Source organism: Streptomyces hesseae (assembly GCF_031845785.1).
In the GTDB taxonomy this organism is placed as follows: domain Bacteria; phylum Actinomycetota; class Actinomycetes; order Streptomycetales; family Streptomycetaceae; genus Streptomyces; species Streptomyces hesseae.
Genome location: NZ_JAVRFI010000002.1, coordinates 584,442 through 604,859 on the forward strand (window position 1 = coordinate 584,442; position 20,418 = coordinate 604,859).

Genomic DNA, 20,418 nt, shown 5'->3' on the forward strand with positions numbered 1-20,418 from the left:
CGGGGACGACAATCGTTGGTCTCAGGCGACATGGCGGCGCTGTTCGAACTGCCGATTCCTCCGCTCTCGGAGTGGCTCGAACACACCTACAGGCTCATTCCCGCCGGTCATGAGCTCTCCGGAGTCGACTGGGACATCGCCACCGCCGACCTTCCGCACCCCTAGACAGGTAGTCACGAGGGGCTTCGTCCCGTCGACGACATACGTGGAAAGCATCATCGTCGTCACCTCGCCGACATTGCGAGCATTGTGGATGACGCCCTCAGGAATGAAGAACGGATCCCCCGAGCGCAGACGGAGAGGCGGCCTGTCGTCGAACTCCATCAGGACATCACCACGGATGATGTAACCGACCTCGACACCGGGATGGCTGTGCCGCCCCGACTCCCTGTGCCGAGGGATCTGCACGAGCGTCTGCACGGCATCCCACCCCTCGGCAGGCGAGGGGTGCTTCTGAAGGAGGGTACGCGTGACGCCCTCGGTCGGGTCGGAGCCCGTAGTGGCCGCCGCTGCGGTGTCCGACAGGGCGGCCGCACCGAGCGCACCGGCCACGGCAACGCTACTCGTACGCAGAAGAAGGCGTCGGTTGATCGTCATGTCTCTTAGACAAACATGTCCCTGAAACACACACAAGGCTGAAGTCAGCCAACGCACACGTGTGAGTCAAACGCAGCGCGCCCGTTTCCGGCGAACCGAGGTTCGCCGGAAACGGGCGCGCATGGCTCCGGGCCGTAACTCAGGAGTGGTAGTCGCGCAGGAACAGGGAACGGCCGGCGTCGGTCCTGGAGGCGTTGACGCCGTCGCCACGGGTGTAGTCGTTGCGTTCGTTGTCCGCCCAGTCCTGGATGGGGCCGCCCGCGCCCCTCAGGTGCTGGAAGACGCTCGCGTCGCCGGCGGCGGAACCGAACTGGAAGATCCTGGAGGTGTCGGCGTAGGGCTGGTAGGGCTCGTAGGGACCTCCTGAGGTCGTCTGCTTGGTCAGTGTGTTGCGGAAGAAGACGTTCTGCGGGCCGGTGGATCCGGACCAGCCGATGCCCTTGCTGCCTGCGGCCCAGTAGATCGGCCACCAGGTGCCCTTGTCGCCGGCTCCGCCTTCACCGCCGCAGTTGCTGGCGCACTCGCCGGAGGAGTGGTTGTAGGGAACGTGCACGGTGTTGTTCTCGAACAGGTTGCGTCGTTCCCAGCCGCCGTGCAGGTTCAGGTCGGAGTCGAAGTCGTTGCCGATGGCGACGTTGCCGGAAGCCGACCACTGGAAGGTGAAGTGCCGTAGGTTGCGGCTGGTGTTGAAGGCGTGGAGGGAGTCCCAGACGCGGGATCCGCGCAGGTAGCCGTTGCCGCCCTTGCCCTTGTTCCAGGCGCCGTCGAAGACGTTGTGCTCGACCTGGATGTTCCTGGCCACCTCGGTGACGACCGGGTGCGAGCCGGTCATGTCGGCGCGGACACCGCGCACCCAGGAGTCGGCGGCCCATTTGAAAACGATGCCGTGCATGGCGTACTCGGGTGCCATGTTGCCGTAGTTGTGGACCGCGTCGGCCGGGCTGAGCCGGTACGTACCGCCGCCGAGTTTGGGCAGGCCGTTGATGTCTTCGGTGAAGGAGAAGTCCTCGAATCCCACATCGGTGATCATTTTCAGCGCGGTGACCTTGCTGGTGTAGGGCTTGCCGTTCACCCCCAGCGGTGGGGAGCCGTCGGAGGTGGAGTCGACCGGGACGTCGAACTCCAGCGGCTTGTCGATCGTGACGGTGTGGCGGGCGGCGTCCACCGAGGCGATGGTGAACACCTGCTGGCGCATGTGGAGGTTCTCCAGCCGGCCGTCGTCCGCCGCGGCCCCCGCGACCTCCTGGGACTGGTAGAACTTGAGGCTGTTGGCGGCGCCCACCCACAGGTCGCCGCCCGGCTTGAAGGCGTCCATCTTCGCCTTGGGGTTCAGCTGGATCACCCGGTCGCCCTGGTGTGCGGCGTACTTGGCGTCGGCCGGGGATCCGGCCACGGCGACGCCCGACTCCCAGTGCTGGTTGACGGAGCCCTCGAAGAGGTCACGGCGGTTCTCCGGGATCTTGGAGGGGTAGCCGCAGATCTTGAGGTACTTCTCGGCGACCTCGCGGGTCTGGACCCGGAACAGTCCACGTCCGGGCCATATCCAGCCGCCCGTGCCGACGTTGTTGCCCGTCGTGAACTCACACTTGTGTTCCATCGCCCCCTGGTTCCAGCGCTCGCCCTTCTCGGTCAGCTTGTCGTAGCGGGTGTTCTCGTCGGGGCGGAAGACGATCCGCGAGCCGCTGTCCGGGTCCGCGCCCTGTCCCCGGATGACCAGGTAGGAGGCGTCCACGGCGAGCTGTTTACTGACGTCGATCTTGCCCTTGGGCAGCTCGATCACCGACAGTCTGTTGGGGCCCGCGCTGGGCGTGCAGGAGTCGCGGATCTGGTCGATGGCGCTCTGCAGCCCCGCCGTGTCGTCCTGTCCGTCGTCGGGCTTCACCTTGAACCGCTGCTCGAGCTCGGACGGAGTGATGCGGCAGGTGGGGTCGGAGGTTCGGGAAGCGGCGCCGGGGAGCACCTCACCGGCGCGGTATCCGGCCCGGCTCCAGTCCGGCAGCCCGGCCACGGGGGCGCGGCGGTTGCTCTTGCTCAGCACCGTACTGTTGTCGACGCTCCCGTCGACGGTGTCGGGAGCACCGGACGGCTTGCCCACGCAGGACGAGGTCACCGGGGTCTCGCCGAGCTTCGCCGTGATCTTGGTCAGACAGGCGGACAGGGCGAGCTGGCCGTAGTGGTTGGGGTGAATCGCCTCCTGCTGGTTCCCCTGGGCCTGCCACGGCAGGTCCTTGAGGCCGTCGACCAGGTACGGGACCCACCGCACCCACTCGGCGCGCTCGGCGGGGAGCGGGGAGGAGAGCTTGTGGTCCTTGTTGGCCTGCTGCGTCGTCCTGCCGCACAGCTCGTGCCCGGCGAACGCGTCCTGAAGGTCCAGGAAGGACACCCCGGCCTCGTTGGCGGCGCCGCGCAGCATGGCGCTGATCCGGGGCACCACGGAGGTGTGCGCCCAGTCGCTGTCCGCGTCCAGGAAGGGGCATCCGCCGCTCAGGTACCGGCTGTAGTTGGCGGGCGGGACGGGCGCGTTCTCCGGGTCACGGTAGTCGCGGCCGAGCGGCAGGGGGTTGGGGTAGGACTGCAGCACGATCTGATACGAGCCGTCCTCCTGCCCGGCCTCGCGCAACACCGTCCGGATCGCTTCGACCGACTTCACGATCTTGGCCCGTGCGGGGTCGAGACCTTCGGCGAACTCCTTCTCCTTGGCGCCGCGGCAGCCCTTGTTGAACAGGGACGGATAGAAGTACGCCTTGACGCAGTCCTGGAGGATGTCGGCGAACTTCAGGTCGTTGCCGCCGATCGACAGCACGACCAGTCGTACGTCGTTGTTCCGGGCGATGTCGCGCAGATCGTCGATCTGGGGACGCCGGCCCTTGAAGCCGGTCGTGGTGACATTGTCCGTCGTCGCTCCCGAGCAGGCGATGTTGAAGCGCCGCTCCAGCGGTACGTCGTCGACCGTCAGGCCCCTGATCTCGGCGGAGTCGGACCGGTCGCACGCGCTTCCGCCCTTGTCGTACGACGTGTCGCCGTACACCTTGGACGGGTCGTGGTCGCACACGCTCTCTTCGCCGTTGCAGTTCACCGCGGCCCGGTCGGTGCCCCACGCCGAGCCGACTGCGGAGGCGGGAGCGTTCCCGGCCCACCGTCCCGCTTCGCCCGAAATATAGCTGTCCCCCATGGAGACGACCGCGGGCGGCGGACCGCACGCGTCCCCTGCGTCACGCGCGGTGAGTGCGGTGAGCCGGGCGTCGTCGTAGTTGTAGCTTGTCGGCCGGCTCCAGCCCTCTTTGCACGGCGCTGTTTTCCACGGGGCGAACCTGACGGGAAAATGGTCGGAATTGCCGTTCCGGCTGCTCATCGACACGTCGAGGTTCTTCAGCTGATCGCTGGCGATCATGTAGTCCAGCGCGAAGCCACTCAGCTGCGTCGTGACGGGCGTGCCGTCGGGCTTGCCGTTCTGCGTCGCGTAGAACGTGTTGGGGAACCTGGCCCGGGTGGGGGCCGCCGAGCTGTTGAAGTCGCCCAGAGCCCGCCATCGCTGGCCGGCCATGGTCTGGGTGATCGTGGTGATCAGGGCGACGGTATGCGGGTTGGGCTTGTCACCGGAACGGATCGACGCGGCATGGATGTCGAAGTACCAGGTGTTGTCGACCTTCACGCCGAACGCCGGACGGGACCGGAGCCACTTGTTGCCCGCGTCCTGAGCGGGGAACACCTTGACGCGGTCCTTCAGGTCCTTGAGGTCCTCGGGTGCGTCCCGCAGCCAGATCGCCATGGACTTCTGGTGGTTGTTCTGCGAGTCCGGGTCATCGGGGTCGGCGCCGGGGCCCCAGGTGTCCCTGCCCAGGATGTCCAGGTAGAGCAGCACCCCCATTGTTTTTCGATCACCCCATCGCTGGGCGTAGACCCGGTACTTCAGACGGCTGCTCGGGGGTTGCGCGGTGTCGGTGAGGTTGTCGGTGATCACTTCGCTCTTGGTGAAATCATTAGGAGCGGTCGTGGCCTCCTGTAGGGCCACGATGTCGGCGTCCTTGATCAGATTCGACCTGACGTGGCCCCAACGGTCGCCGCCGAGCATATTGAACGTGATGGCCGGCTTGCCGACGTCCTCGATCGCCTGCGCCGGCACGAGCGGCGTGAGCAGCGTGACGAGCGAGGCGAGCATCGCCACGCACAGGCCCTGCGCCACAGCGCCCGCCCGCCAACGGCTCGGTCTGCCCCGGGACCCGCGTCCCGGCGTACGTATGGACAACTGTCCGTCTCTCTTTCCTGTCCGCCGCGGCCCGCCACGAGCCCTGGAGCCGAACCGATGCCGATACCGATGCCGTTTTCCACAACGGTCCTTGCGTGACGACCGGGCGGATCAGTCATTGGGGTGGACGCCGATGGTCAGCACCGGCCGGGCAAGCCCACACGTGTGAACGCTGCCGAGCGACCGGGGATCGTAGCCCGCTCAGCGGGTGGCGATGCTGACATGTGCGGCTTCTGACTGTCAATAGACGACATGTGTGACCGCGAAGCGTCAGTCGCCGTTCGGAACATGTTGACGTAGACACATACGTGAAGTTCCCCCCACCTGATACAGTGTCAGCTACCTTGGGCTGTTTGATCGAGGAGTCCCGGACGTGGTGGGTGAAGACATCTCCGGATGAGGTCCGGAGGTAACCCGGCCGAGCGGTGGAGGAGAAGGCCGACGTGCCTGCATGCGGAGGCATATTCGCGCTTACGGTGAAGAGCCAACATGTTCGACGAGCCGTCCGGCGTCGCCACCCATCCGCACGGGGCCCTCGACGTGGGTACCATGCGCAGCGTCATCCATATCGAGGGAGTGTGCGGGTGTGAGTAGCCAATCAGCGGCCAGGCTTCGATCGCGGTACGTGGAGCAGGTCGCGTCGGAGCTGGAGGAGAACCGCAGGCGTCAGGAGGAGCTGGCGAAGAGGATCGAGCTGCTGAAGCAGGAGGAAACCCTGCTCTCGGACATCCTCAGCCTCGCCGAGCGGTACGAAGGTTTCGCGGATGCCTCACGCCTGCCCGAGCAGGCACAGGACGAGCCCATGGCCGCGAAGACGAAGCGCCGGGGCACAGCCGGAGCGAGCACCAGGACGAAGAGCGGCGCGGAGGGGAAGTCGCCCCGGCCTCTGCTCGGTGACCTGCTGATGGACCTGCTCGCCGAGCATGACGAACCCCGATCGGCGAAGGAACTGCGGGACGAGCTTCTGGAGAAGGACCCGAGCCGGAATCCGACACCGCAGGTGGTACGGAACACCCTCGAGTCCCTGGTCGCCAAGGCACGCATCCAACGCCACAAGCAGCAGCGGTCGGTCATGTACACCCTCGTGGAGTCTGCCGACGTCGGCTGACGTTCCGCTCGGAGCCGTGTGAGCGGCGATGCGTGGGTCAGACGGTGAGGTCCTGCACTCGGGGTGCCACGAGGCCGAACAGGTCGCCGATGGTGGTCAGGGCGGCGGCCTGGAGGGCTACGGCGGGCAGGGCGGTGCCGTCGGGAGCGGCGAGGGCGCGGGTTGCGGTGGCCTCGGCGACGACGGTGGGCCGGTAGCCGAGGTTGAAAGCACCCTGGGCCGTGAAGGTCACGCACATGTGCGTCATGAATCCGGCCAGCACCAGGTCGGATCCGGAGCCCAGGTCGCGCAGGGTCTTTTCCAGGTCGGTGTTGTGGAAGGCGTCGGGGAACTGCTTGACCACCACCGGCTCCCCCTCGGCCGGGGCGACCTCGGGGCTGATGGCGCCGATCTCGGCCCGGACGTCGTAGGGGGTGCCCTCGCCGCCGTCGTTGACGATGTGTATCACGGGCGTGCCCTGGGCGCGGGCGGCGGACAGCAGACGCGCGCCGGCGGCCAGCGCCTCCTCGGCCCCCTCCAGGGCCATGACACCGGTGCGGTAGGTGTTCTGGAAGTCGATCATCAGGAGGGTGGCGTCGGCGACCCTGGGGAGCCGGCTGTCCAGGCCGATGACGTCACGCAGTGTCGTGGAAATAGGCATAGTCGTGTCCTCATTGGAGTTGAAGATTGGAATGGAACCGGCAGGCAGGGCGCGTTGACCGGTCAGGCCATGGTGGTGCGGAAGCGGCGCCGGTAGGCGGCCGGGCTGGTGGCGATCTGCCGGCGGAAGGCGCGGTGGAGGGTTTCCACCGAGCGCAGGCCGGTGGCCCGGGCGATGTGGTCCAGGGGCTGGTCGGTGGTCTCCAGTAGGCGGCGGGCGGCCTCGACGCGCAAGGCTTCGACGTACGCGGCGGGGGTCGCTCCGGTCTCCTGCGTGAAGACGCGGGCGAAGTGCCGCTCGCTCAGGCACATCCTGGCCGCAAGCGCGGCCGCCGACAGGTCCGTATCGAGGTGGTCGGCGATGTACCGGCGCACTTCGTCGATGTCCCGGCGGGACGTCGGCGGGCGGCTGATCGGCACGCTGAACTGGCTCTGGCCGCCTTGGCGTTTGAGGTAGACGACCAGGTGCCGGGCGACCGCGAGCGCGAGGTCCTCGCCGTGGTCCTCGGCGACCAGGGCGAGGGTCAAATCCAGGCAGGCGCTGATGCCCGCTCCGGTCCACACCTTCCCGGAGCGGATGAAGATGGGGTCGGGGTCGACGATGACCTCGGGGTGGTCGGTGGCGAGCCGGTCGGCCGTGGACCAGTGCGTGGTCGCGGCCTTGCCCTCCAGCAGACCGGCCGCCGCCAGCAGGTGGGCGCCCACGCATACGGAGGCGATCCGCCGTGCATGGGGCGCGGTGTCCTTGATCCAGTCCACGACGTGGGGGTCGATCCGGGGCCGGGGCCCGTCGGCGTCCACGTCCACCGCACCGGGCACCAGGAGGGTGTCCACCGCGGTGCCGACGTCGCCGAAGCCGAGGTCGGTGACGACCCGCACGCCCGCGGAGGTGGCCACCGCCTCCCCGGCCCGCCCGGGCCCGGCCAGGCGGACCCGGTAGTCGGCCCGGCCGCCGGACTCCCGGTTGGCCAGCGCGAAGACCTCGGCCGGCCCCGTGACGTCAAGCAGATCGACGTCGGGGAAGACCGCGATCACGACGCGGTGGCTGGTTCTGGACATGCGTCCATCGTCCGCCCCGACCGGCGCGACCGCAATGACAGGCTTATGTCACATCCGGACATCCCTGGCACCTATCGCGTTTGAGCGTTTGAGGGGGATCGACAGGAGCCAGGTCCACAGTGCCGTTCGGGGGAGAGAAATGCGGCGAAAGCCCGCGGTTGCATGGTCGATGTGTCGGGCTAGGGTGAGGAGTAAGAGCGTCACAGAGGGACGCAGAATCCCGATCCTGCCGTTGTCTGGCCTTGCTGTTTCGCTGAAGGCCACCCTGGTCCGGACAGACCCGCCGGGTACAGCCCTGCACGCAGTTCGCCCAGCCGTACGCGGTCGCGCGGCGCCTTGACTGATTCAACAGAGCGACGGTGTCCAGCACTTCACCGTCCAGCCCGACAGGCAGGAGGCGTCGCATGCCTGGCAACGCCCGACTGAACCAGATCGATCACATCGTGGTCCTGATGCAGGAGAACCGCTCCTTCGACCACATGCTGGGGTTCCTCTACCCCGACAAGAAAACCCCGTCAGGCAAGCCCTTCGAAGGCCTGACGGGAGAGGAGAGCAACCCCGGGGACAGTGGCCCGGTCACGGTCTTCAAGATCGATACGAGCACCCCCGACGCGTACTTCATGCCGGGCGCCGATCCCAGAGAGGGCTACAAACCGACCAATACGCAGCTGTTCCGGACAGAAACTCCTGACACACCCACCTCCGTCCCGACCATGGACGGCTTCGTGGACAGCTTCGCCGACGCCCTGCAGTTCGACCCGCAGCACGGCAGGGAGGTATATCCCGGTACCAAGCCGGCCAACATCATGGGCTGCTTCACGCCCGAAGCCCTGCCGGTCCTCTCCGGTCTGGCCCGCGGCTTTGCGGTCTGTGACCAGTGGTACAGCTCGGTACCGACCATGACCCTGCCCAACCGGGGGTTCGCCCTGGCCGGCACCAGTTTGGGTCACATGGATGACAAGGAGGCCCACTTCCCCATCGCCTTCGATACGCCGAGCATCTTCGGCGCACTCGGCGACAGAGTGGGCTGGGCGATCTACAGCGGCGGCAGGCTGTTGACCCGCCGCGACTTCCGCGATACTCAACAGGCTTCCGACAGCCATTTCGGTGATCTCGCCGCGTTCAAAGCCGCCGCCGCGAACGGTACTCTCCCCCAAGGGTTCATCTTCCTCGAACCCAACTGGGACGGAACCAACGGCAACGACCAGCACCCCGTTCATGACGTCGCTTACGGTGAGCAGCTCATGCTCGACGTCTACAACGCACTGCGCGACGGGCCGGACTGGAACAAGACCTTGCTGATCATCACCTACGACGAGCACGGCGGCTGCTACGACCACGCACCCCCGCCTTCCGGCGCCGCCCCTCCTGACGGTTCGCAGGGGCAATTCGGTTTCGGCTTCACACGGTTCGGCGTGCGCGTGCCCACGGTGCTGGTCTCTCCCCTCATCGAAGAGGAGACCGTGTTCCGCGTCGACGGCGGCACTCCGCTGGACCACACGTCACTGCTCAAGACGATCGAGGAGCGGTGGGACGTGGCTCCCCTCACCAAGCGCGACAAGGCCGCTCCGGGAATCGGCGACGTCCTCACCCTCGACCGGCCCCGGGAGGACAACCCGCTCGCCGGCGTCGTGGTTCCCACCTCCAGCGGCAACAATCCGGAAGCGGGCAGGATGTCCTACCTCGACAAGGTGTGCGACGCTCTGGCCGCCCGGGCAATGAACGAATAGCCGGCACGCCCCCGTCAAGCTGCCGGGTCGCGGACGGCGTCCGCGACCGTGTCCGGCAGACCACGGAGAGAGCAGTGTCAGCAAATCCCATCTTCCTCCGTCTCCACACCTGTACCGTCGACGAGGTCGTGGACGAAGCCCTGCCGGGTACGTCCGCAGCCGTGCGCGGGGAGGCACAGGCATGGAGATCGAACTGGCGGCCGCGGTGGCCGCGTTGCGCGACGAGCTGACGGCGGCCGTGGCCCGTGGCAGCGAGCAGGAGATCAAGTTCCAGGTGGGCCCGATCGAGCTGGAGTTCACCGTCGAGCTCCGCCAGGACGTCAAGGCGAAGGCCGGCTTCAAGGCCTGGGTCGTCTCCGGTGACGGCGAGGCGGGCCTGGCCCGGAGCCGTACGCACCGGGTGACGGTGGCCCTGACGCCGAAGGGGCCCGACGAGGACGTCTGGATTCACGGACGGCGGTCGGCGCCCCCCGGGCCGGGCGACGTGTCCGGCCGCATCGCGGACTGACGCAACGGGAAGAGCAACCGGGCGCCTTACGAGGGGGTCACCGGAGAGTCACGTACGGGGGGACGTCACGGTGAACGGTGATCTGGTGGTCGGGGTGAACGGGCCCCGGGGTCCGGGGTCGGGGTACGTCGTCGCCCCCAGCCTCATTTTGACCTCGGCACACGTCGTGCCGGCGGTGGGCGGGACGGTGACCTTCTTCCACCCCGGGAAGGACGGGCAGTACTCCGCCACGGTGGCCTGGCGGGGCACGCCCGGGGAGCGGGACGACGCGGCCCTCCTGCGTGTCGACAGCGCGTATCCGGACGCGGCAGGGGCACCACCGGCGAACGGGTCCGTCCGGTGGGGGCGGCTCGTCACCCACCGGCCCGCGACCGCGTGCGAGACGCGAGGCCTGCCGGACGTCGTACAGCGGGAACGTCAGGCGGCAGACATTCTGCACTTGGAGGGAACCGTCAACCGGGCGGACCGCTCCGCCAACAACCGGTACCTCATGCGCCTCACCGAACGAGTCGAGCCGTGCACCGACCCGTCCGGGCGGGCGGTCTCGCCCTGGGCGGGCCTGTCGGGCGCGGCCATGTTCTGTGACGGGCTCCTCACCGGGGTGATGTGCACGGACTTCGGTGGTTTCGCGCACACCCGGCTGGAAGTGGTGCCGGCCTATGTCCTGCTCAACGACGGCGGCTTCCGCCGGGTCCTGGCGGAGCACGGCGTGGGAACGGTGCTGGAACCTGCGGAGTGGAAGGGGCTGTCCGGCCTTTCGTCCCGGTTCAGGGACCGCCTGGCGGCACCGGCTCTGCCGGCGTCGCCCGCGGCGCTGCTGGAGGCCCGGCGTGCCGTGGTGCCCTTCCGCGCTCGTAAAGCACTGCTCCAGGAGTTGCGCGAGTGGTGCGAGGAGCCCGGCCTCGCCGTGCGTCTCGTGCACGGGCCGGGAGGCCAGGGCAAGACCCGGCTGGCCCTTGAGCTCACGGCCCGGCTGGAAAGCAGGCACTCGACGGTGGTGTGGCTGAGGAGCGACGCGAAGGCCGGGGACATGGCGGCGCTCGCCGACACGGCCGTTCCGCTGCTGGTGGTCCTCGACTACGCCGAGACGCGTGTCGAGCAGCTGACCGCCCTGCTCAAGACGATCGTCGCCCGTACGGTCCCGACGCCGTTCAAGGTACTGCTGCTCGCCCGTACCGCCGACGACGACTGGTGGCGGCCCGCGCGGCGGGCGAACAGCGACACCCGGGACCTCCTCGACGACATGATCGAGACGCCGTTGCCGCCGCTGGAGCCGGACCCCCAAGGCCGTGCCGAGGCATACCGGTCCGCCGTGGAGAGTCTGGCCCGGGCCCTGCCGGAGGTGCGCGGGCAGGAGCACCACACCTGGCCCGAGCACGCCACGACGGTGACCGATGCCGTTCGGGACCGTCCCGAACGGCTGGGCGGCCCCGGACTGGACATGGCCCTCACTCTCCACATGACCGCCCTGGCCGACCTACTGGATGAGTCCGTCCGCGCCGCCTCGGCCCGGCCGGGGGCCGAAACCGGGCCAGGGGCCGGAAACGAGCCGGTCACCGCTGCCGGCCGCAAGGCCGTACGCGTGGAAAGGCGACTGCTCGACCATGAGTCCAAGTACTGGGAGAACGCCGCCCGGCAGCACGCGCTGACGGAGCTGGATGACAAGACCCTCGAGGACGCCCTCGCCGCTGCCTTCCTGTGCGGCGCCGACACCCCCTCCCGGGCGGAAGTCCTCCTGGGCCGTATCTCCTGTCTCAGGGACCGGGGACGGGCGTGCCACCGGTCCCTCACCGGCTGGATCGCCGCGCTGTACCCGCCCCGCGACGGCGGGGCGTGGGGGGCCCTGCGTCCGGACCGGCTGGCCGAGTACTTCGTCGGAGAGCGGCTGAGCAGGAACCCCGACCTCGCGGAGGACCTGCTCGGCGGCGTGACGGCGGGTGACCACGGCCCGTACGCCGGGCCGCAGGACCTCACCGACGCGCAGATCACGCAGTTGCTCACCGTCTACGCCCGGGCGGCCGCCCACCCCGCCCACCTCGGCGCCCTCGACGCCCCCCTCACGGAGCTGTGCGTACGCCGTCGCGACGTGCTGACGCAGCCCGCCATCGACGTCGCCACGCAGGTCGAGCGGCCGGAACCGCTGGTGTCGGCGTTGGGCAGGCTGGCCGACGAACCCGGTGCCACGCCGGAGGATCTGCTCGGACTGGCCGACCGCCTGCCGCGACCGACGCACGCGCTGGCCCCGCCGGCCGCGCAGGTGACCGAGCGGCTCGTCAGGATCCACCGCAAGCGGGCCGGCAAGGACCCGGCCTGCCTGCCGGACCTGGCGCTGATGCTGCGTCGCCTGAGCGGCCGCCTCGATGACGTGGGGCGCACCCGTGAGGCGTACGCGGCCACCGACGAGGTCGTCCAGCTCTACCGGCGGCTGGAGCGGGACGATCCGGCGACCCACCGGCCGCATCTCGCCGCCGTCCTGCACAATCTGTCGCTGATGGCGCGCGGTCTGGGCCGGCGGGAAAAGGCCCTGTCGCACGCCCGGGAAGCCGTGCGCTTCTACCGTGAACTGCGCGAGGCCCGGCCCGACGCGCCCGAGTCCTTGTCCGGCCTGGCCCACGGCCTGGGCGCGCTCGCCCAGGCGGAAGGCGAGCTGGGCCGCCCCGAAGCGGCGCTGAAGTCGATGGACGAGGAAGTCGCCATCCGGCGCGGCTTGCACAAGGAGTACGGCGATGAAGCCCTGCCGGACCTTGCGGCGGCTCTGAACAACCAGGCCATATGGCTGCAGGAGTGCGGGCGCGTCGAGGAGGCCGTGCCGGTGAGCCGGGAGGCCGTCACCTTCTACCGGTCACTGGCCGAACGGCGCCCCGACGCCTTTCTGAACGGCGTCGCCCGCAGCCTGGGCACGTACTCCACCAGCCTCCACCGCGCGGGCAGACCGAAGGAGGCGCTGGCGGCGACGGAGGAGGCCGTCACGATCCGGCGCCGCCTGGCCGGTGAACGCCCCGGCGCGTACCTCGCCGACCTCGCGCTCAGCGTGCACTCCCTCGCGATCGACCTGGCCGGGGCGGGACAGCCGGACGAGGCCCTGGCGCGAGCCGAGGAGGCCGTCCGCCTCTACCGGGGCCTGGCGGAACAGGAACCCGACGCATTCGGGCACCGGCTCGCCAACTCCCTCAACACTTACGCCCACCGGCTGAACGACGTGCGGCGGACGGCGGACGCCCTGGAAGCCGCCCATGAGTCGGTCCGCCTCCACCGGACTCTGACCGAGACGGAACCCGGCGCGTTCAGGGCCGACCTCGCCATGAGCCTGGACACGTTGGCCACCCAGCTGGAGGAGACCGGGCACCCGGAGGACGCCTTACGCACCGGCGAGGAGTCGGTCACCCTGTACCGCCTGCTCGCCGAGCAGCGCCCCGATGCCCCGCTCGAAGACCTGGCGTGCGCTCTGAACAACCTCTCACGTCGGTTGAACACCCTCGGAAGAGCGGACGAGGCCCTGTCGGCGCTGGACGAGGTGGTCCGCATCCGTCGCCGTTCGGTGACGGCGGATCCGGTCGGCAGGTCGCGCTCCGCCCTGGCGGGCGCCCTGCTCGCCAGGACGCACTGCCTGGGCGACATGGGACGGACGGAGGACGCCGTGCCCGCGGCGGCCGAAGCGGTGAAGCTGTACCGCGGCCTCGTGGGGGAGGACGCGGACTTGTACGAACGCGGGTTCGCCACGGCTCTGTCCGGTCACTGGCTGGTGCTGTCCCGGGCCGGGCACACATCGGAAGCCCTGGCCGTACTGGAGGAGTCCATCAAGGTCAGCGGCCGTCTGCTGGAACGGGAGCAGGACGCCGGTTCGGCTCCGGCGTACGGCGACGAGCTGTACGTCCTCGCCACCCAGCTCTCCGCGGCGGGCCGCCCGGACGACGCGGCACGCGTCATGCGCAAGGCTCTCGCCGCCCATCGGGAGGCGGCAGGGGACGTCTCCGCAAGGCCTTGGCCCCGGCTGCTCCCGGCCCTGTCCTGCCTGGCGACGTACCTGATCCAGGCGGGCCGGCGTGCCGAGGCCCTGCCCATCGCCGAGGAGGCGGCCGGACTGCTCGACGACCTCGCACGGCGGGACGACGCGCACCAGGGCCTGCTGGCCGAGTCACTGTGGGTCCTCGGCTGCCTCCAGCACAATGCCGGCCGGCGGGTAGCGGAGGAAACCCTTCGACGGGCTGTCGCCGTCGCGGACGCCCTGCCGGCCGGCACCGGCGGCCGCGACGTCGCCCGCAGCCTGGCCCGCTCCGATCTGGGCGTACACCTCGTGGAGCGGGGCCGGGCGGCCGAGGGCCTGCCGCACGCCCGGGAGGCCGTCGCCATCGCCCGCGTCCTGGCCGACGCCGACCCCGCCCACGGCCGGGTGCCGGCCCTGACGCTGATCGACCTCGGCCGCCTCCTGGCACTCGGCTCACCACCGCACGAAGAGGCCTTCGACGTCTCCGCCGAGGCCCTGGCCCTGTCCGAGAAGTTGGCGACGACCGGGGCCGAGGCCGACGAAGCGGTCCTGGTCTGGGCGCTCGCGCACCATGGCCTGCGGCTGGGCGAGGCGGGACGGCACGCGGAGGCTCTGGACACCACAGCCCGGGCCGTCCCCCTGAGCCGCCGCCTGGCCGCCCGCCACCGCGCCGCGCACCAGGACCACCTCGCCTTCGCGCTCTACGCGCACGCCAGAACCCGGCTGCTCGCGGACGTCGAACGGGAGGAGGCGAGCGACGCCATCAGGGAAGCGGCCTCCCTGTGGCAGGCGATCGCCGAGAACGAACCGGGCCTCGCCGCCCCCTACCTCGACACGATGATGGACACCCACGCGCGCCTCGTAGGCCAGGGTTGAGAACGCCGGGCCATCGATCGGCGTCGCACAAGCGGGCACCACGATGAGGGATTTATTGATGCCACCTTTCGTACTGCTCGGAAGCATTACAGAGCGTCGTTTGCAGGAGGGTGCCGTTTCGCACGCTCGGCGTCGACAGACAGAGCCCGCTCGACACGTTCTGCCATACGTCGTACCAGCCTGAAGGCGGCCCGTTGGGGTTGTCCGCGAAGAAGACGCGCCACTGCTGGGTCGCCGCGGCCGCGTCGCAGAACGCCATCGTGACCGTCCCGGCCCCCGAGGCCGGAGCGGTGATGCATCGTCCTGTGCGCGAGTTGGTGAAGGTGAACAGGCCGGTCTGAGTGTTGAACCCTTCGAGCCAATTCTGCTCGGAAACGCCGGTGCACGACCACATCTGGAGTCTCGCGGCGTTTTCGGTGGCATTGTCGAGACAGTGGCTCGAGTTCCAAACCTTGATAGGGCTGAAGCCATCGGCCTGCGCGGGTGTGCCGATCACGGTGATGGCCAGTATCGCCGACACCGTGGCGAAGAGTGCGGACAGAACGCGTCGTATGGGCATAGGTTCTCCGGTTTCTCACTGGAAACTGGTGAAGAGCCCGGACGACATCCGGAGTACGCAGTGGAAGGGGTCCGGGCACCGCGAGTCGTGATACTGCCTGCTGGATACTCCGACGTACCTCTCCCGTCAGCTGCCAGGCAGTCTCCCACTCGGATTTGTCGCCGACAACGGATGCGAGGCTGTCGGATCCGGCCACTGTCCATACGGCGCCGGTCGTGCCGTCGCGTCGCCGGCCCGCTCCCGTTTGAACGGAGCGCCGTGAAGCGCACCGGTGTCCTCGACGCCATCCCCGAGAACCATCGCGAACGGCTGATGGAACTGGGCCACGAGGTGTCGTTCCCCGCAGGCACGAGGATCTTCGAGGAGGGTCAGCGGGCGGACCGGTTCTGGGTGATCCGCTCCGGCACGGTCGACCTCGACATCCACGTGCCGGGTCGTCAGGCGGCGGTCGTCGAGACTCTCGCCGCAGGTCGGCTGCTCGGGTGGTCCTGGCTGTGTCCGCCGCACCAGTGGCACCTGGGCGCGGAGTCGACGGCCCCGGTGGAAGCGTGGCAGTTCGACGCGGCCGAGGTCCTCGCCCTGTGCGAACGCGATCCCGAGCTCGACCACGCGCTGCTCGCCTACGTCGTGGAGGTCATCGGCGGACGCCTGCGGGCGGCCCGCACCCGGCTGCTCGACCTCTACGGCCCGTACGGGAGTGGGGTGGCGCGGTGACCGCGGCATTCGCCGCCGACGCCGGCCACGAACTGCGCACCCCGGACGGCACCCCGGGTCGAGCTGCGGATCACCCCTTCGCCTGGACGGGCCAACGGGCCGCCACCGCCCGGCCCGGTCGGCGGCGCAGCGCTGGCACAAGCTCCCGGGTTCTGATCCCCTGACGAAAGGGCGGCTCGCGATCCGGCAGCCGACGGCGACGGCACGCCTCGCCGGGCGATCATGTGGAGGCTGGGACGATGCACAACGGCGGACCGCGCCCCGGCGACCCCGGCACGGACTCCGGTGGTCCGCCTACGGACACGGTGGCGACCCGCTGTGCCGTACGCCGTGAGCAACTGGGGCTGTCCCGTGAGGAAGTGGCGTGCCGCGCGGGCATGTCCGTGCCCTATCTGAGTCAGCTGGAGGCGTTCGGCGGCGACTTCGACCCCGCCGCCCTCATGCGCCTCGCGGCCGCCTTGGAGATGCCGTACGACGAACTCACCGGAGGCCCGCGCGAAGCGGCACCCGGTCAGCAGCCGGCCGGTACCAGTCCCGTGCTCGCGCAGCTCTCCGAGGACGACTGCTGGCGGCGGCTCGGCACTCATGGCATCGGCAGGATCGGCCTGACGACCGGGCCCGCTCCCGTCGTCCTGCCCGTGAACTTCCTGGTCGACGGCCGCACCATCGTCTACCGGACCGAGTCGGGAGGCACGGCGGCCGCGGCCGACGGCGGCCCGCTCGCGTTCGAGGCCGACCACATCGACGCACACGCCAGCCGCGGCTGGAGCGTCCTCATCACCGGAACGGCCGAACACATCACCGACCCCGGCACCGTCGAAGCCCTCGCCACCCGCCCCGGAGCGCAACCCTGGGCCGGCGGGAAGCGTGACCTATGGATCCGGGTCCGCCCTGGTCACGTCACCGGGCGTACGATCCACACCCGGTGAAACACCTGACAATCCACATCCCGACACGTTCCGGTTCTCTACCGAGCAAGCTTCGCCGCCCGGTCGGGCACCCGTGTCTGCTGTTCCCGAGGAGGCCGCCGGTATCCGGTGGAGGGTGGGCGGGGCGGCAGGTCGAGGGCGGGCACGGGGATGTCGTGGTACGTCACCGTGGACAGCAGGTGGGCGATCATGTTGATGCGGGCCGAGCGCTTGTCGTCGCTCTCGACGACGTACCAGGGCACCTCGGGAATGTCGGTGTGTTCGAACATCTCGTCCTTCGCCCGCGAGTACGCCTCCCAACGGGTGATCGACTCCAGGTCCATCGCCGACAGCTTCCAGCGCCGTGTCGGATCCTTCAACCGGTCACGGAACCGTTGCTCCTGCACCGTGTCGCTCACCGAGAACCAGTACTTGCGCAGCAGGATCCCGTCCTCGACAAGGAGCCGTTCGAATACGGGGCACTGGCGGAGGAACCGCGCGTACTCTTCGTCGGTGCAGAAGCCCATGACGTGCTCGACGCCGGCGCGGTTGTACCAGCTGCGGTCGAACAGGACGATCTCCCCGGCGGCGGGCAGCTGTTCCACATAGCGCTGGAAGTACCACTGCGTGCGTTCCCGCTCGGTCGGCACGGGCAGCGCGGCGATCCGGACGACACGCGGGTTCAGGCGCTGGGCGACCCGCTGGATCGCGCCACCTTTGCCCGCCGCGTCGCGTCCCTCGAAGACCACGACGAGCCGTCGGCCCCCGGCCCGCACCCACTCCTGGAGCCTGACCAGCTCCACCTGGAGCCGCAGCAGCTCCCGCTCGTACACCGGGCGCGACAAGCGCTGCGGCCGTTCGTCGTCAGTCACCGTCATCTCCTCCCGTACGCCCCTGCCGACACTACGGCGCGGACCTGCCCGGCCGGCCCCGCCTGGGCCGAATGGGCCCGGGTGCCCTCCGATCGGCCCTGGTGGCAGCGCCCCGCGAAGCCCAGGCTGGGAAAAGCTACTGACAGGGCCCCGTCCAACCCTTCGGAGGCAGTCATGCGGGACGTCACGACGCCGGCACCGGCCACCACTCCCACCGACGAGGAGCTACGGGCCCTGGACGCCCACTGGAGGGCCGCGAACTATCTGGCCGTCGGGCAGATCTATCTGATGGCCAACCCTCTCCTGACCCAGCCCCTGCGCCCCGAGCACATCAAACCCCGGCTGCTGGGCCACTGGGGCACCTCCCCGGGCCTGAACCTGGTCCACACCCACCTCAACCGCGTCATCCGCGCCCGCGACCTGAACGCCCTGTGCGTCTGGGGCCCCGGGCACGGCGGCCCGGCGGTTTTGGCCAACTCCTGGCTGGAGGGGACGTACACGGAGACGTACCCCGACGTCACCCGGGACGCGGCAGGCATGGAGCGGCTGTTCCGGCAGTTCTCCTTCCCCGGCGGCGTACCCAGCCACGTCGCCCCCGAGACCCCGGGGTCGATCCACGAGGGCGGTGAACTGGGCTACTCCCTCTCCCACGCCTACGGAGCCGCCTTCGACAACCCGGACCTGGTCGTCACGTGCGTCATCGGCGACGGCGAGGCCGAGACCGGACCGCTGGCCGCCTCCTGGCATTCGAACAAGTTCCTCGACCCCGTCCACGACGGCGCGGTCCTGCCCATCCTCCACCTCAACGGCTACAAGATCGCCAACCCGACCGTCCTCGCCCGCATCCCCGAACACGAACTCGACGAACTCCTCAAGGGCTACGGCCATCACGTCATCCACGTGACCGGCGACGAACCCCTCCAGGTACACCGCGACATGGCCCACGCCATGGACACCGCGCTCGACCACATCGCGGCCGCCCAGCACGCCGCCCGCACCGAGGGCGTCACCGAACGCCCTCGCTGGCCGGTGATCGTGCTGCGCACGCCGAAGGGCTGGACCGGCCCCGCCGAAGTCGACGGGCTGCCCGTCGAAGGCACCTGGCGCGCACACCAGGTGCCGCTCGCCGCAGTCCGTGAGAACCCCGAACACCTGCGGCAGTTGGAGGCGTGGCTGCGTTCGTACCGCCCGGAGGAGCTCTTCGACGAGCACGGCCGGCCCCGGCCCGAGCTGCTGGCCTGCGTACCGGACGGCGACCGGCGCCTCGGCGCGACCCCGCACGCCAACGGCGGTCTCCTGCTGCGCGAGCTCCCCCTGCCGCCCCTCGAGCGCTTCGCCGTGGCCGTCGACAAGCCCGGCGCCACCCGGCACGAGCCCACCCGAGTGCTGGGCGACCTGCTCGAGGACGTCATGGAGGCCACCGGCGACCGCCGGGACTTCCGCCTGGTCGGCCCCGACGAGACCGCCTCCAACCGGCTTCAGGCCGTCTACCGGGCCAGCGGCAAGGCCTGGCAGGCCACCACTCTCACCACCGACGAGCACCTGGACCGGCACGGCCGGGTGATGGAGATCCTCTCCGAGCACACCTGCCAGGGCTGGCTGGAGGGCTATCTGCTCACCGGACGGCACGGTCTGTTCTCCTGCTACGAGGCGTTCGTCCACCTCGTCGACTCCATGGTCAACCAGCACATCAAATGGCTCCGGGTCACCCGCGGGCTGCCGTGGCGCCGCCCCATCGCCTCGCTCAACTACCTGCTCACCTCGCACGTCTGGCGACAGGACCACAACGGGTTCTCCCACCAGGACCCCGGCTTCATCGACCACATCCTCAACAAGAGCCCCGAGGTCGTACGGGTCTACCTCCCGCCGGACGCCAACACCCTGCTGGCCGTGGCCGACCATGTGCTTCGCAGCCGTGACTACGTCAATGTCATCGTCGCCGGGAAGCAGCCCTGTTTCGACTGGCTGAGCCCGGAGCAGGCGCGGGCGCACTGTGCCCGGGGCGCCGGCATCTGGGAGTGGGCCGGCACCGAGGACGGCACCCGGGAACCCGACGCCGTCCTCGCCTGCGCCGGAGACATCCCCACCCAGGAGGTGCTCGCCGCCGCCCAGCTCGTCCGCCGGCACCTGCCCGGACTGGCCCTCCGCGTCGTCAACGTCGTCGACCTGGCCAGGCTGCTGCCCGACGAAGAGCACCCGCACGGCATGACCGACCCCGAGTACGACGCCCTGTTCACCCCGGACAAGCCGGTGATCTTCGCCTACCACGGCTACCCCTGGCTCATCCACCGCCTCGCATACCGCCGCACCGGCCACCCCCACCTGCACGTACGCGGCTACAAGGAGATCGGCACCACCACCACGCCCTTCGACATGGTCGTACGCAACGACCTCGACCGCTACCGGCTCGTCATGGACGTCATCGACCGCGTCCCGGGCCTGGCCGCCCGCGCCACCGCCGTACGGCAGGCCATGGAGGACAGCCGCACCCGTCACCACGCCTGGATCCGCGAACACGGCACGGACCTCCCGGAGGTCGCCGACTGGACCTGGGCGGGCTGACGACCGCCGGTCCCTCGGGACAGCGGTGGGGCCGCCCGGGGAGCGCTGCTCCGCG

General features: G+C 69.5%; 13 protein-coding genes. 7 read left to right on the forward strand and 6 right to left on the reverse strand.

From position 1 onward, the window contains the following. Positions 1 to 21 precede the first annotated feature (21 nt). Both RM609_RS05560 and RM609_RS05565 read right to left on the reverse strand, forming a co-directional pair. Positions 22 to 597 (reverse strand): cupin domain-containing protein, encoded by a 576-nt coding sequence (locus tag RM609_RS05560; protein WP_311608382.1) that lies wholly within the window; start codon positions 595 to 597, stop codon positions 22 to 24. A gap of 139 nt (positions 598 to 736) precedes the next feature. Next, positions 737 to 4,780 (reverse strand): GDSL-type esterase/lipase family protein, encoded by a 4,044-nt coding sequence (locus tag RM609_RS05565; protein WP_311608383.1) that lies wholly within the window; start codon positions 4,778 to 4,780, stop codon positions 737 to 739. Between the two features lie 649 nt (positions 4,781 to 5,429). Between RM609_RS05565 and RM609_RS05570 the strand changes: the two genes are divergently transcribed. Beyond that, entirely contained in the window at positions 5,430 to 5,951 is a 522-nt protein-coding gene (locus tag RM609_RS05570; RefSeq protein ID WP_311608385.1) for a hypothetical protein, read from the forward strand. 37 nt (positions 5,952 to 5,988) lie between these two features. Here the strand turns inward: RM609_RS05570 and RM609_RS05575 are convergent, their stop codons facing one another. Beyond that, entirely contained in the window at positions 5,989 to 6,591 is a 603-nt protein-coding gene (locus tag RM609_RS05575; protein WP_311608386.1) for a cysteine hydrolase family protein, read from the reverse strand. Positions 6,592 to 6,653: 62 nt separating this feature from the next. Continuing rightward, entirely contained in the window at positions 6,654 to 7,649 is a 996-nt protein-coding gene (locus RM609_RS05580; RefSeq protein ID WP_311608387.1) for a GlxA family transcriptional regulator, read from the reverse strand. Between the two features lie 404 nt (positions 7,650 to 8,053). On the opposite strand from RM609_RS05580, the gene RM609_RS05585 reads away from it, so the two are divergent. From RM609_RS05585 to RM609_RS05595, 3 genes are all read left to right on the forward strand, one after another. After that, positions 8,054 to 9,379 carry an alkaline phosphatase family protein gene (locus RM609_RS05585; RefSeq protein WP_311608388.1) on the forward strand — a complete coding sequence of 442 codons (1,326 nt, stop codon included), beginning with the start codon at positions 8,054 to 8,056 and terminating at the stop codon, positions 9,377 to 9,379. Between the two features lie 181 nt (positions 9,380 to 9,560). Beyond that, entirely contained in the window at positions 9,561 to 9,887 is a 327-nt protein-coding gene (locus tag RM609_RS05590; protein WP_311608389.1) for a trypco2 family protein, read from the forward strand. A 148-nt stretch (positions 9,888 to 10,035) separates the two neighbouring features. Further along, entirely contained in the window at positions 10,036 to 14,748 is a 4,713-nt protein-coding gene (locus RM609_RS05595; protein WP_311608390.1) for a tetratricopeptide repeat protein, read from the forward strand. Between the two features lie 52 nt (positions 14,749 to 14,800). Here RM609_RS05595 and RM609_RS05600 read toward each other — a convergent pair whose 3' ends face one another. Next, positions 14,801 to 15,268, reverse strand: coding sequence for an RICIN domain-containing protein (locus RM609_RS05600; protein ID WP_311608392.1), 468 nt, complete (start codon positions 15,266 to 15,268; stop codon positions 14,801 to 14,803). Between the two features lie 297 nt (positions 15,269 to 15,565). Here RM609_RS05600 and RM609_RS05605 point away from each other — a divergent pair, with 297 nt between their 5' ends. Next, entirely contained in the window at positions 15,566 to 16,021 is a 456-nt protein-coding gene (locus tag RM609_RS05605; RefSeq protein WP_311608393.1) for a Crp/Fnr family transcriptional regulator, read from the forward strand. Between the two features lie 239 nt (positions 16,022 to 16,260). Next, positions 16,261 to 16,950, forward strand: a complete 690-nt coding sequence (locus RM609_RS05610; protein ID WP_311608394.1) for a pyridoxamine 5'-phosphate oxidase family protein — start codon at positions 16,261 to 16,263, stop codon at positions 16,948 to 16,950. Between the two features lie 38 nt (positions 16,951 to 16,988). Here RM609_RS05610 and ppk2 read toward each other — a convergent pair whose 3' ends face one another. Next, the gene (ppk2, locus tag RM609_RS05615) at positions 16,989 to 17,807 is read right to left on the reverse strand and encodes a polyphosphate kinase 2 (protein WP_311608396.1); all 819 of its coding nucleotides are present in this window, start codon (positions 17,805 to 17,807) and stop codon (positions 16,989 to 16,991) included. Positions 17,808 to 17,975: 168 nt separating this feature from the next. On the opposite strand from ppk2, the gene RM609_RS05620 reads away from it, so the two are divergent. Beyond that, the gene (locus RM609_RS05620; RefSeq protein ID WP_311608397.1) at positions 17,976 to 20,363 is read left to right on the forward strand and encodes a phosphoketolase family protein; all 2,388 of its coding nucleotides are present in this window, start codon (positions 17,976 to 17,978) and stop codon (positions 20,361 to 20,363) included. Positions 20,364 to 20,418: the final 55 nt, after the last annotated feature.

Coding starts and splice junctions, on each gene's coding strand:
- RM609_RS05560 (WP_311608382.1), bottom strand. CDS start 597: ATGACGATCAACCGACGCCTTCTTCTGCGTACGAGTAGCGTTGCCGTG.
- RM609_RS05575 (WP_311608386.1), bottom strand. CDS start 6,591: ATGCCTATTTCCACGACACTGCGTGACGTCATCGGCCTGGACAGCCGG.
- RM609_RS05580 (WP_311608387.1), bottom strand. CDS start 7,649: ATGTCCAGAACCAGCCACCGCGTCGTGATCGCGGTCTTCCCCGACGTC.
- RM609_RS05585 (WP_311608388.1), top strand. CDS start 8,054: ATGCCTGGCAACGCCCGACTGAACCAGATCGATCACATCGTGGTCCTG.
- RM609_RS05590 (WP_311608389.1), top strand. CDS start 9,561: ATGGAGATCGAACTGGCGGCCGCGGTGGCCGCGTTGCGCGACGAGCTG.
- RM609_RS05610 (WP_311608394.1), top strand. CDS start 16,261: ATGCACAACGGCGGACCGCGCCCCGGCGACCCCGGCACGGACTCCGGT.
- ppk2 (WP_311608396.1), bottom strand. CDS start 17,807: ATGACGGTGACTGACGACGAACGGCCGCAGCGCTTGTCGCGCCCGGTG.
- RM609_RS05620 (WP_311608397.1), top strand. CDS start 17,976: ATGCGGGACGTCACGACGCCGGCACCGGCCACCACTCCCACCGACGAG.